11 protein-coding genes are annotated in these 11,929 nt (G+C 69.2%); 3 read left to right on the top strand and 8 right to left on the bottom strand.

Annotated elements, in window-relative coordinates:
* Positions 1–5: 5 nt before the first annotated feature.
* From ACIQOW_RS15925 to ACIQOW_RS15900, 6 genes are all read right to left on the bottom strand, one after another.
* Positions 6–683, bottom strand: a complete 678-nt coding sequence (locus tag ACIQOW_RS15925) for an ABC transporter permease (protein WP_401084650.1) — start codon at positions 681–683, stop codon at positions 6–8.
* Positions 680–1,348 carry an ABC transporter permease gene (locus ACIQOW_RS15920; RefSeq protein ID WP_188300696.1) on the bottom strand — a complete coding sequence of 223 codons (669 nt, stop codon included), beginning with the start codon at positions 1,346–1,348 and terminating at the stop codon, positions 680–682. Before ACIQOW_RS15920 ends, ACIQOW_RS15925 begins: the two co-directional genes overlap by 4 nt.
* Positions 1,338–2,552, bottom strand: a complete 1,215-nt coding sequence (locus ACIQOW_RS15915) for an ABC transporter ATP-binding protein (protein WP_401084647.1) — start codon at positions 2,550–2,552, stop codon at positions 1,338–1,340. Before ACIQOW_RS15915 ends, ACIQOW_RS15920 begins: the two co-directional genes overlap by 11 nt.
* Before the next feature lie 209 nt (positions 2,553–2,761).
* Positions 2,762–3,148 carry a rhodanese-like domain-containing protein gene (locus ACIQOW_RS15910; protein ID WP_401084644.1) on the bottom strand — a complete coding sequence of 129 codons (387 nt, stop codon included), beginning with the start codon at positions 3,146–3,148 and terminating at the stop codon, positions 2,762–2,764.
* Positions 3,142–3,774 (bottom strand): cysteine dioxygenase, encoded by a 633-nt coding sequence (locus ACIQOW_RS15905; RefSeq protein ID WP_401084641.1) that lies wholly within the window; start codon positions 3,772–3,774, stop codon positions 3,142–3,144. The genes ACIQOW_RS15910 and ACIQOW_RS15905 overlap by 7 nt, the downstream gene beginning before the upstream one ends.
* A 198-nt stretch (positions 3,775–3,972) precedes the next feature.
* Positions 3,973–4,050, bottom strand: a complete 78-nt coding sequence (locus ACIQOW_RS15900) for a putative leader peptide (protein ID WP_107086570.1) — start codon at positions 4,048–4,050, stop codon at positions 3,973–3,975.
* 398 nt (positions 4,051–4,448) lie between these two features.
* Here ACIQOW_RS15900 and ACIQOW_RS15895 point away from each other — a divergent pair, with 398 nt between their 5' ends.
* The 3 genes from ACIQOW_RS15895 to ACIQOW_RS15885 all read left to right on the top strand — a co-directional run bounded on the left by ACIQOW_RS15895 (position 4,449) and on the right by ACIQOW_RS15885 (position 7,861).
* Positions 4,449–5,291, top strand: a complete 843-nt coding sequence (locus tag ACIQOW_RS15895; protein WP_188300692.1) for a nitrilase-related carbon-nitrogen hydrolase — start codon at positions 4,449–4,451, stop codon at positions 5,289–5,291.
* Between the two features lie 11 nt (positions 5,292–5,302).
* Positions 5,303–6,733 carry a dihydropyrimidinase gene (hydA, locus tag ACIQOW_RS15890; RefSeq protein WP_401084638.1) on the top strand — a complete coding sequence of 477 codons (1,431 nt, stop codon included), beginning with the start codon at positions 5,303–5,305 and terminating at the stop codon, positions 6,731–6,733.
* Between the two features lie 114 nt (positions 6,734–6,847).
* Positions 6,848–7,861, top strand: a complete 1,014-nt coding sequence (locus ACIQOW_RS15885; RefSeq protein ID WP_401084635.1) for a TIGR03842 family LLM class F420-dependent oxidoreductase — start codon at positions 6,848–6,850, stop codon at positions 7,859–7,861.
* Between the two features lie 281 nt (positions 7,862–8,142).
* On the opposite strand, the gene ACIQOW_RS15880 is transcribed toward ACIQOW_RS15885, so the two are convergent.
* A complete protein-coding gene (locus ACIQOW_RS15880; protein WP_401084633.1) occupies positions 8,143–9,792 on the bottom strand; it encodes a UvrD-helicase domain-containing protein in 1,650 nt (549 codons plus the stop codon).
* A complete protein-coding gene (locus tag ACIQOW_RS15875) occupies positions 9,780–11,789 on the bottom strand; it encodes an AAA family ATPase (RefSeq protein ID WP_401084631.1) in 2,010 nt (669 codons plus the stop codon). The genes ACIQOW_RS15880 and ACIQOW_RS15875 overlap by 13 nt, the downstream gene beginning before the upstream one ends.
* Between the last annotated feature and the right edge of the window lie 140 nt (positions 11,790–11,929).

The raw sequence follows: 11,929 nt of genomic DNA, 5'->3' as shown, positions 1-11,929 counted from the left end.
GGAGATCAGCGGGGCTGCTGCTGGGCGCGCACCCCGGGCGGGAGCGCGAACCGGGCGAGCAGGGCGAAGAACAGCTGGGCGCCGACCGCGAGCAGCACCACCAGCAGCGCACCGCCCACGGTCACGGCGTACTTGCGGGTCGCCAGCCCGTCGATGACGTAGCGGCCGAGCCCGCCCAGGCCGACGTAGGCGGCCACCGTGGCGGTCGCGATCACCTGCACGGTCGCGGTGCGGAAGCCCGCAAGCAGGGTCGGCGCGGCCGAGGGCAGGCAGACCTGCCGCAGTACCTGCGGGTGGGTCAGCCCGATGCCGCGCGCGGCGTCCCGGACGTCCGGGTCGGTGCCCCGAACCCCCTCGACGGCGGCCACCAGCAGCGGCGGCGCGGCCAGGGCGACCAGCGGGATCAGGACCGCGGTGTCGCCGACCCCGGCGAGCAGCACGGCCAGCGTCACCAGGCCGAGGGTGGGCAGCGCGCGGGCGGCGCCGGCGAGCGCGGTCACCACGGTGACGCCGCGCCCGGTGTAGCCGATCAGCAGCCCGAGCGGGACGGCGAGCAGCGTCGCGTACAGCAGGGCCTCGCCGGAGAGCAGCAGGTGTTCGGAGACCCGGTGCACGATCGAGTCCGGCCCGCTGAGGTGGTCCGGGGCGGTGAAGAAGTCGCTCAGCCAGTTCAGCCAGTTCACGAGCCCGCTCCCTTCTCCCGGACCGCCCAGGGCGCGAGCAGCCGCCGGGCGGCCACCAGCACCAGGTCGACGGCCAGCGCCAGGACGGCGATCAGCGCGATACCGGCCACGATCGGGGTCGGGAAGGTGCGCTGGAAGCCGTCGATGAACAGGTAGCCGAGCCCGCCGCGCCCGACCAGCGCGCCGACGCTGGCCAGCGAGATGCTGGACACCGCGGCGACCCGCAGTCCGGCGATCAGGTACGGCACGGCGGCGGGCAGCTCGACCGAGGTCAGCCGGTGCCACGGCCCGTACCCCATCGCGGTGGCGGCCTGCCGGACGGCGTCCGGGACGGCGCGCAGCCCGTCCACGGTGGTCGGCAGCAGGACGGCGAGGGCGTAGAAGGTGAGCGGGATCATCACGGTCGCCTGGGTGGCGAGCCCTGTGTACGGGATCAGCACCACGAACACGGCCAGCGAGGGCAGCGCGTAGACGATGTTGAAGACGGCGGACAGCGGCTGGTAGAGCCGCGGGAATCGGGCGCAGGCCAGGCCGAGCGGGACGGCCAGCAGCAGACCGATGAGCACGGGGACGAGGGCGATCACGGCGTGGTCGGCGAGCAGGTGGCCGAGGTAGCCGACGTGGTCGCCGATCCAGTACCAGCGGACGATCGGTTCATCGTCCACCGTCGGCTCCGTCCGTGCCGTCCGCCGTGTCCGTGCCGCCCGGGGTGCCCGTGCCGCCCGCCGTGTCCGTGCCGCTCGTGCCGCCCGCGCGGCCCGGGTCGTCCGATCGGCTTCCTGCGGTCGGGGACTTGCCGATGCGGACGGGCGCGTCGGCGGCCGTCGAATCGGGGGCGTCGGGTCGCAGCGCCGCGAGGACGGCCTCGCGGCTCGCGGTGCCGGTGGCCCGGCCGTCGGCGTCCAGCGCGACCGCGGCTCCGGCGGGGGAGAGGACGGTAGCGTCCAGCGCGCTGCGCAGGGTGTCGGTGTCCGGGCGGAATCCGGCCGCCGGGTGCAGCTCGGCGGTGACGGCGTCACGGTCGATCCAGCCGATCGGGTGCCGCCCGTCGTCCAGGGCCAACTCCCATCCCCCGTACCGGAGTCCGTCGCTCACGGGGCGGATCTCGACGGCGCTCGCGGGGCGCAGGGCGAGGCCGCGCAGGCCCCGGTCGCGACCGAGGAAGGCGGCCACGCCCTCGTCGGCGGGGGTGGTGAGCAGGGTGTGCGGGTCGGCCAGCTGGGCGATCCGGCCGTGCTCGCGCAGCACCACCACCTGGTCGCCGAGCCGGACGGCCTCCTCGATGTCGTGGGTGACGAACAGCACCGTCTTGTGCAGCTCGGACTGGAGCCGCAGCAGCTCCTCCTGGAGCCCGGCCCGCACCACCGGGTCGACGGCGCTGAACGGTTCGTCCATCAGCAGCACCGGCGGGTCGGCGGCCAGCGCCCGCGCCACGCCGACCCGCTGCTGCTGGCCGCCGGACAGCTGGAACGGGTACCGCTTGGCGGTCTCCGGCGCGAGCCCGACCAGTTCGAGCAGTTCGGCGGCGCGGGCACGGGCCTTCCTGCGGTCCCAGCCGAGCAGGTAGGGGACGGTGGCGATGTTGTCGATCACCTTGCGGTGCGGGAAGAGCCCGGCCTGCTGGATCACGTACCCGATGCCACGGCGCAGCTTGGCCGGTTCCAGTTTCGCGACGTCCGTGTCGTCCAGCAGGACCCGGCCCGAGGTGGGCTCGACCATCCGGTTGACCATGCGCAGCAGGGTGGTCTTCCCGCAGCCGGACGGTCCGACCAGGACGGTTATCCGACCGGTCGGGACCTCCAGGTCCAGGCCCTCGACTGCGATGGTGCCGTCGGGGTGGCGCTTTCCGGCGCCGTCGAATCTGATCACGTGGAGTTTCCTCGTCAGGGCGCCCCGGGGAGGCGGCGCCTGGGTCGGTCGTTCGGTCGGGTCGATCGGTGGCGGCGGTTTCAAGCGCCCGGGCGTACTTCCGCCCGCGTGGCTGCCCAGCTTTGGACCGGCGGAAACTCTGATCAGACTATGACCTGCATCATCTCCTGTCCCTGATTTACCGTCCGGCACGCGGTTCGGCCCCTGGCTCAGCCGCCCTGACGGGTCGGCAGTCCGGCGGCCTCCCAGCCGACGAAACCGCCGTCCAGGTCGGTCGCCCGGTGCAGCCCCAGTTCGCGCAGCGAGGCGGCGGCGAGGCTGGAGGCGTAACCCTCGGAGCAGACCACGATCACCTCGACGTCGTAGCCCGAGGCCTCGGGGATCCGGTGACTGCCCGTCGGATCGAGCCGCCACTCCAGCACGTTGCGCTCGATGATCAGCGAGCCGGGGATCTCCCCCTCGGCCGCCCGCTGCGCCGCCGGACGGATGTCCACCAGCAGCGCGCCGTCCAGCTGGGCCTGGTACGCATCGCGGGCACGCGGGCGGTGGACGCCCTCCCGGGCCCGCTCCACCAGGTCCTCGATCGTGGTCACCATTGTTCCGGTCCTTCCTCGGAGGTGCGGACGAGCCCGCCGGCCCGCAGGTCGTAGTGCGCCATCGAACTCAGCGGCGGCGAGTAGGCGTGCAGGGTGACGGCGGGGCCGACGGCGGTGTTGCGCACGTCGTGCACGTACTCGGGGCCGAAGGCACGGGCGGTGCCGGCCGGGACCCGGCGGATCAGCAGGCCCTGGTCGGGCCCGCCGAGGGACAGCTCCTCCAACTCGCCGAGGGCGACGGTGAACGCGCCGCGCGAGCCGCCGTGGTCGTGGAAGCCGGTGGACTGGCCGGGCAGCCAGCTGATCAGCCACACCTCGTGGTCCTCGTCGGCGGCCAGGCGGCGGTACCAGCGCTCCTCGGTGGAGAGGCGGACGTGGTGGATCCACTCCTCGGGCCGCTCGGCCAGCTCGCGGACGATGGTCCGCAGGGTGCTGGGGGTGAGCGGTGCGGTGGTCCGCGCCTGCCCGGTGGTCGGCGTAGGTGGTGGCTCCGGGGTGGGCGTCGGGTCCGTGGCTGTGTCCGTGGTGGTCGTGTTCGCGGCCGTGTCCCTGTCCGTGGGCGGGGTGGCGCTGCCGGGGCTGTCGGTCGGCCGGGTGTCGGGGCTGATGCTCGGGCTCGGGCTCATGAGGGCGTCCTCGGATGCGGCGGGAACGTCGGGGGGAGGCGCCCGGCCTCCGGCGGCAGCGGGCGGGCGCGGGCCGGCGGAGCGGCCCGGCACGCACGGGTGCGCCGGAGCGGGGCGGGAAGTCAGAACTGCGGGTGCGGGTGCGCGGCGCGGGCCCTGGCAGACGTCACAGGGCGGGACCGGCGGGAGAGAACAAGGTCAACAGGCACAGATGGAACTCGCCTGGCGTCGCAGATCGACGTGCAGGCGGCAGACCAGAGTGGCGCCGGAGTCCATGCGCCGGATCCTTCCCGAGCGAACCGGACGAAGTCAAGCCGAGCCGACGGCCCGCCGTCGCCCCGGGGGCTGTCCGTCTCCGGGGCCTACCCCGCCACCGTCGATCGCGCACCCCGGGTGCCCGGATTCACCCGGACGAGTAAGAGGGCGACTCCCGGGGTAGATCAGCTTCCCATCGCCCCCGGGCACGCCCGCGTGTCCGCGCCACAAGGTCGCTCCAGACGCGTTGACGCCGACGTATTGTCAGGCCACCGAGGCCGGGCCTACCGTCTACAGATCGCTTTCTACGCACGTAGACCCTGTGGCTCCCGCGTGGACCCGCAGGGCAGACCCGCCCCGTCAACCCTCAGACCGCGGGCCCGACCGCACGGCCGGACCGCGGAGTTGCGGAGGTACCCATGTCGCAGATCGTCCGTGCCGCGCTCGTCCAGACCCGCTGGACCGGTGACCAGGAGAGCATGATCGCGCTCCACGAGCGGTACGCCCGCGAGGCCGCCGCCCAGGGCGCGAAGATCATCGGCTTCCAGGAGGTCTTCAACTCCCCGTACTTCTGTCAGGTCCAGGAGGCCGAGCACTACCGCTGGGCCGAGGCGGTCCCGGACGGCCCGACCGTGCGCCGGATGCGGGACCTCGCGCGCGAACTCGGGCTGGTGATGGTCGTCCCGGTCTACGAGGAGGAGCAGACCGGCGTCTACTACAACACCGCCGCCGTCATCGACGCCGACGGGAGCTACCTCGGCAAGTACCGCAAGCACCACATCCCGCAGGTCAAGGGCTTCTGGGAGAAGTACTACTTCAAGCCCGGCAACCTCGGCTGGCCGGTGTTCGACACCGCCGTCGGCAGGGTCGGGGTCTACATCTGCTACGACCGCCACTTCCCCGAGGGCTGGCGCGCCCTGGGCCTGGCCGGCGCGCAGATCGTCTACAACCCCTCCGCCACCAGCCGGGGTCTGTCCGCCTACCTCTGGCAGCTCGAACAGCCCGCCGCGGCCGTCGCCAACGAGTACTTCGTCGCCGCGATCAACCGCGTCGGCACCGAGGAGTACGGAGACAACGACTTCTACGGCACCTCCTACTTCGTGGACCCGCGCGGTCGGTTCGTCGGCGAGGTCGCCTCCGACAAGGAGGAGGAACTCGTCGTCCGGGACCTCGACCTCGGCCTGATCGAACAGGTCCGCCAGCAGTGGGCGTTCTACCGCGACCGCCGGCCCGACGCCTACGGACCGCTCGCCGAGGCGTGAGGAGCAGCGCGATGACCACCAGTGACCCGCGCCGGTGCACCGTCGTCCGCGGCGGCCTCGTCATCACAGCCACCGAGGAACTCCACGCCGACGTCCTGATCGAGGGCGAACGCATCGCCGCCCTCGCCACCACCGGCAGTTCCGCCGCCGAGGCCTGGACCGCCGACACCGTCATCGACGCCACCGGCCACTACGTCATCCCGGGCGGCGTCGACGCACACACCCACATGGAGCTGCCGTTCGGCGGCACCTCGGCCTCCGACACCTTCGAGACCGGCACCCGCGCCGCCGCCTGGGGCGGCACCACCACCATCGTCGACTTCGCCGTCCAGTCGGTCGGCGGCTCGCTGCGCGAGGGCCTGGACACCTGGCACGCCAAGGCCGAGGGCAACTGCGCCGTCGACTACGCCTTCCACACCATCGTCTCCGACGTCAACGACGGTGTGCTGAAGGAGATGGACGCCCTCGTGGACTCCGGCGAGTCCACCTCGTTCAAGCTCTTCATGGCCTACCCCGGCGTCTTCTACAGCGACGACGGCCGCATCCTGCGCGCCATGCAGCGCGGTGCCGTCAACGGCGGGCTGATCATGATGCACGCGGAGAACGGCATCGCCATCGACGTCCTGGTCGAACAGGCGCTCGCGGCAGGGAAGACCGCCCCCCGGTACCACGGCGAGGTCCGCCGCGAACTGCTGGAGGCCGAGGCCACCCACCGGGCGATCAAGCTCGCCCAGGTGGCCGGCAGCCCGCTCTACGTCGTGCACGTCTCCGCCGCCGCCGCGCTCGCCGAACTCACCACGGCCAGGGACGCCGGGCACAACGTCTTCGGCGAGACCTGCCCGCAGTACCTCTTCCTCTCCACCGACAACCTCGCCGAGGAGGGTGCCGACGGCTTCGAGGGCGCCAAGTACGTGTGCAGCACGCCGCTGCGGCCGCGCGAGCACCAGGAGGCCCTCTGGCGCGGGCTGCGCACCAACGACCTCCAGGTGGTCTCCACCGACCACTGCCCGTTCTGCTTCGCGGGCCAGAAGGAACTGGGCCGCGGCGACTTCTCGAAGATCCCCAACGGCCTGCCGGGTGTGGAGAACCGGATGGACCTGCTCCACCAGGCCGTGGTGGACGGGCACATCAGCCGGCGCCGCTGGGTCGAGATCGCCTGCACCACCCCGGCCCGGATGTTCGGCCTGCACCCGCGCAAGGGCACCATCACGCCGGGCGCCGACGCCGACCTGGTGGTCTACGATCCCGCCGCCGTGCAGACCGTCTCCGCCGCGACCCACCACATGAACGTGGACTACTCGGCCTACGAGGGCCGCCGGCTCACCGGCCGGGCGCGGACGGTGATGTCGCGCGGCACCGTCGTGCTGGACGGCGGGGAGTGGCTCGGCCGGGCCGGGCACGGGGCCTTCCTGCGCCGGGACACCTGCCAGTACCTGGTCTGAGCCCTCCTCTCCCGCTTTCCGTCCCTCCGCCCGTGCAGGTCCACCCGTGGCCGCCCGCCCGGCCGCCCCACCGGCGGTCGGGCGGGCGGCCGAACCCCTCATCTGGAGCCCCTCATGGACATCGGCCTCGTCCTTCAGACCGACCCGCCCGCCCGGCTGCTCATCGACCGGATGGTCCGGGCCGAACAGGCCGGGTTCAGCCACGGCTGGACCTTCGACTCCTGCGTGCTGTGGCAGGAGCCCTTCGTCATCTACAGCCGGATCCTCGCCGAGACCGAGCGGATCACCGTCGGCCCGATGGTCACCAACCCCTCCACCCGTACCTGGGAGGTGACCGCCTCCCTGTTCGCCACGCTCAACGACATGTACGGCAACCGGACCGTCTGCGGCATCGGCCGCGGCGACTCCGCCATGAGGGTGGCCGGGCGGAGCCCCGCCACCCTCGCCCGGCTCTCCGAAGCCATGCACGCCATCAAGGAGTTGGCCGAGGGGCGCACCGCCGAGGTGGACGGTGCCGAGATGCACCTGCCGTGGGTCCGTCCCGGCGCGTCGCTGCCGATCTGGATGGGCGCGTACGGGCCGAAGGCGCTGAACCTGACTGGTCGTCAGGCTGACGGATTCATTCTCCAGTTGGCCGATCCCTATCTGACCGAGTTCATGGTCAAGGCGGTGCGGGCCGCCGCCGTCGAGGCCGGCCGGGACCCGGACTCGCTCACCATCTGCGTCGCCGCCCCCGCCTACGTCACCGCCGACGACTCGCCCGAGGCCCTCGCCCACGCCCGGGAGCATTGCCGCTGGTTCGGCGGAATGGTCGGCAACCACGTGGCCGACCTGGTCAGCCACTACGGTGAGCACTCCGACCTGGTGCCGGAGGAACTCACCGACTACATCAAGGACCGCCAGGGGTACGACTACAGCCACCACGGGCGGGCCGGGAACCCGGACACCGCCTTCGTCCCGGACGGGATCGTGGACCGCTTCTGCCTGATCGGCTCGGCTGATGTGCAGCGGGCCCGGCTGGCGGAACTCCGCTCGCTCGGCGTCGACCAGTTCGCCGTCTACGCCATGCACGACGCCATCGAGGCCACCATCGACGCCTACGGGACGGACGTCATCCCGCACCTGTGACGTCCCGCCCGCGACCCACGCTTCGGAACCGTCTTGAGAACCTGCCCGTGAGCCTGCCCGTGACCCCCACCTGAACCCAGCCGTGGCCTCGCCCGCGGCGGACGGGAGTTGCCCGTGCCCGACACCGAGACCAGCGGTGGCAGACAGCGGCAGCACCCCGACGGCCGGGTCGAACTCGACCCGGCAGACGTGGAGTTGCCTCCCAACGGCTTCACCAGCGACGACCTGCGGCCGGTGCCGGGCATCGGTCTGAGGGGTCGCGGCACTTCGTTTCGGCGCGGTCAGAACATCCCCTCGTGTACGTGTGCACTACCGAACCACGCTCTCGCCATCGCCTCGGCCTCCTGTCCCAGGGGTGTGGTGAATACCACGGCGAGACGTTTCCTGGCGCGTGAGCAGCAGACGTAGAAGAGATTGCGGGTGCGAGTCTCCCGCGCTCTGATGTGGTCGTCGCCCGAGAGCATGCGGTCGACGTTGAACTGATTCCATGCCTGATCGTCGATGATGACGACGACGTTCTCGAACTCGGCACCCTTGACGCCGTGTTGGGTTGAGAAGGGGGTGAGTTCATCGCGAAACCGGGTGAGGTTGACGACCTGATGGTAAGGGAGGGCGCGAAGGGCGTTTACGAAGTCGGCGTCCTTCTGCGCGCGTTCGTCGAGGTCGGTGGCCTGAAGTGTTCGCTCGATTGCCCTGACTCTCCCGGAGGGAGTCAGCAACCGGCTGCTGATGACGTAGTCGAGCACGTCGCCGACGGTTCCCGTGCCTCGGACGTCGATGAGGCCCTGAAGCGTTCGGGTGGTACGGACCTTGTCGGAGTGCCTGGTGATGGCGAGGTGCTCGCCGTCGAGCAGTGCGGTCAACTGGGCGTAGTTCCGGGACTCGAAGGCACTGCTGAGTTCCTCGACGGACTTCAGTAGCTGTGCGTAGGGTTCGGTGCCCTCCAGGAGGTCGTCGCGGCCGGTGGCGTAGCGCTTGGTATAGAGCGCGAGCAGGTCCTGGTAGCCGAGTGCTCCTGCGATGCGGCGATGAGTGAGGACGAGATACTTGGTTCTCTCGGGTGCCCAACCGTAGGAATCGAGCACTGGTGTGAGTACGTCACGCGGGTCGGTGTCCCCACCGAGCGGTTTTCTCGTGAGGAAGAGGTGCACCTGGCCGTCCGTGTTGCCAGCATCGTGAACTTGCCGCAACTCCGGGCGGATTCGGTTCAGGACATCGACGATCGGCTCGGCACAGCGGTGGTTGCCGTGCATGGTGAAGCTGACCAGACGTTCATGGGTGACCTTGCCGACTCCGGTGTTGTAGATCTTCTGCATCGAATCGCCGAACAGACCAATGGTGCACACCGAAGTCCCCGAACCAGCGAAGTGGTCGAGCAGCACCTCGATCGTCCTGGGGAAGGTGTCCTGGTATTCATCGACGAAGATGACCGGAAACCGGTCTGCTGTGATTCGCACGAGTTTGGGCCGGGTGGTGATCAACGTGTAGGCCAAGGCGAGTACTTCGTCATGAGATATCAGCCCGTCGGCATAGCGGCGTCGGCGATCGCTGTACTCTACGACGAGGTTCGCCTTGATCTCGGCCATGTCCTGTGGACGAGCCAGCGTCTGGTTGTGGGCGATCAGTGCGTCCAGGAGTTCGGACTGGTGGTCCTGGATGGCCATCCACAGGAACTCGTGGATGGTGCCGACGTACACGAGGGGGTCGTCCCCGATGCGCTCGCGGATTTCTTCCTTGGCCACGTTGGTGTACGTGATGCAGGCGATGCGCTTCCCCGCGCGTTCGAGCTCGTCCCGGCGGGTGCGGAGCAGGTAGAGCAGGGAATGGACCAGTGCCGTGGTCTTCCCGGCCCCCGCGCCGGCCTCAACGAGGAAGTCGCGCCGGGCGTCCAGAACCTGCTGAATTCGAGTGAGAACTGTCAGCTCAGCCATTCGAGCCCCTCGCGGATGTAGCGCGGGACGGTCCAGCCGTCCATGAGCAGGATGTCGAAGGCAAAGTCGGTTTTGGTGTCGGAGAGCCGTTCGGCGATCTCGTAGGCGTTGGACGTGATGTCATCGGAAGAAGGTGCCGGTCCCGCGACGGCGGTGAAGGCGCCCTTGAGGACCAGCATGTCGAGGTTCCGTGCGAACAGTTCGGCGTTGGCGACGATGAACGCATCCTCGAAGCTGCGACCGCAGGGCACGGCGTCGTGTTCGGGTACCTCGTACGCAACCCGCACACGGCCTGTGCTCTTGTCCTCTTCAGGCAGGTCGAGAAGGGTCTTGATCTCCTTTTTCCGAGGGAGCCAAGACTTCAGTGTGTGGTTGGACGTGACGGCGTTCCCGGTGTCCGGGGAACAGCGCCCGTTTTTCGCTGTCGGGTCCACCGAGTCGAGGTCGGTGATGATGAGGGTTGGGACGTTGATGAACTCCAGGAGTTCTTTGAAGCGGTGAGCGAAGGCTCCGCCGACTTCGATGATGGAGATGTACTGGCTCTCCAGCTTCGGTGCGCATTTACTGATCATGGGACGCAGCAGGAGCCGCTCGACGGTGCCCTCGATGAGGATGACCTTGTCGGCGAAGAACATGTCGCAGCGATGCAACTGCATGTACTGCGTCAGGAACCGCATGGTCATGGCACCCTGGGAGCCGGTCTTCTTCGTGTTCGCCTGGAACGTGGACAGGTCCTTGACCACGATGTCCGGGCCGTTGGAGTCGAAGTAGCGTACGGCGCTGAAGCCACTGCTGGCCACAATGTGGGACGAGTGGGTGGTGATGAACGACTGGACCGACGAGTTCCCGGCCTCCAGGAAGCGCTTGATGCTGTTGATGAAGACCTCCTGCATCTGAGGGTGCAGATGGGCTTCAGGCTCCTCGATGAAGAGCAGGGGCAGCGCGGGTCGTGGTTTGCTGCGCTGGCAGGTCAGGATGAAGTCCGTGACCTGCATGAGAGTGAAGATCAGCCTGCTGTATCCGAGGCCGTTGTGACCTTCCGGCAGGTGGTGGGTGCCGTCCGGCGACGGGTACTGGATCCGGGTGCTGCCGCGCAGGATCGCTCCGGGCTCGATCTGGGTGACGATGCGCGGTACCTGGAGCGGATCGATGGAGCCGACGCCGAATACCTGCAAGGTGCCGAGGAAGGGCGTGAAGAGATCTCCGTAGGCCTTGTCGATGGACTCCGAAGCGACGGAGAGCGCGGTGTCGATGCTCTCGATGTTCTGGTCGCGTTGGTCCTCTCCGCTGTTGGCCTTATAGAAGGCCTCGAAGGTCTTCGAGAGGGTCCGCGTCTTGTCGGCCGGGGTGTCGTCGAACTTCGTCTGCGCCTGGATGGTCCGCACGGTGATGATGCGACGGGCAGTCGTGCTGCTGATCTCCCGCCTTACGGAGGGGGCGTTCGCGGAGACGGCCCAGTAGGTGGTGCCGAAGAAGGAGGAGAAGTTCTTGCGCAGATACTTCTGCCAGGAGAAGGCCTGCTTCTGCCTCGCCCTCGTCTCCTTGATGTGCGCGAGGAACTCGTCCGGTCGCTTCACGGCGTGGACGGCCTCGAGGTTGGCGTCGAAACAGCGCTCGTCGAGGTCGAGGATGATCTCGGACAGGAGCGCGAGGTCGTCTTCGACGGTGTAGGAGATCCTCGCCAGGAGGCGGATTTCCGGCAAGAGCCCGCGCGCTTCGTCAAGGAGTCGTTCGCGGAGTTCGGGATCCTCGGCTGGTGTCTTCTGAGCTTCGACGTAGCGGCCGAAGGCCTTCCGGATCTGTGCGATCCGGCTCGTGTGCAGGTCCTCTGGTACGAAGCGGGTCTCGTCGGTCCCGTAGAACCTGTCGAAGAGGCTGGCGAAGGAGGTCTTGCCGCTGTTGTTCCTGCCCACGATGAGGGTGGCATGGTCCTCGACCCGAACGGTGATGTGCTTCAGCGCTCGGAAGTTGGTCACCTGGACCTGCGTCAGCCGCACTGTGCCTCCTGAGATGCCTGCGCCCCGCCACGCAGACGTCATGCGCCAAGTGTGACGAACGGGGCATGTCGCAGTATCGGGTCCTTGTGAGGCGCCCGAGTCGTGTTTGTGCAGAATAGATGATGACAGTGCGCGACGAG

Source organism: Kitasatospora sp. NPDC091335, from assembly GCF_044757205.1.
Lineage (GTDB): Bacteria > Actinomycetota > Actinomycetes > Streptomycetales > Streptomycetaceae > Kitasatospora.
Note: the sequence above shows the minus strand (reverse complement) of the source record. Positions and strands in the feature narration are given on the sequence as shown.

Coding starts and splice junctions, on each gene's coding strand:
- ACIQOW_RS15910 (WP_401084644.1), bottom strand. CDS start 3,148: ATGGTGACCACGATCGAGGACCTGGTGGAGCGGGCCCGGGAGGGCGTC.
- ACIQOW_RS15900 (WP_107086570.1), bottom strand. CDS start 4,050: ATGGACTCCGGCGCCACTCTGGTCTGCCGCCTGCACGTCGATCTGCGA.
- ACIQOW_RS15885 (WP_401084635.1), top strand. CDS start 6,848: ATGGACATCGGCCTCGTCCTTCAGACCGACCCGCCCGCCCGGCTGCTC.
- ACIQOW_RS15880 (WP_401084633.1), bottom strand. CDS start 9,792: ATGGCTGAGCTGACAGTTCTCACTCGAATTCAGCAGGTTCTGGACGCC.
- ACIQOW_RS15895 (WP_188300692.1), top strand. CDS start 4,449: ATGTCGCAGATCGTCCGTGCCGCGCTCGTCCAGACCCGCTGGACCGGT.
- hydA (WP_401084638.1), top strand. CDS start 5,303: ATGACCACCAGTGACCCGCGCCGGTGCACCGTCGTCCGCGGCGGCCTC.
- ACIQOW_RS15905 (WP_401084641.1), bottom strand. CDS start 3,774: ATGAGCCCGAGCCCGAGCATCAGCCCCGACACCCGGCCGACCGACAGC.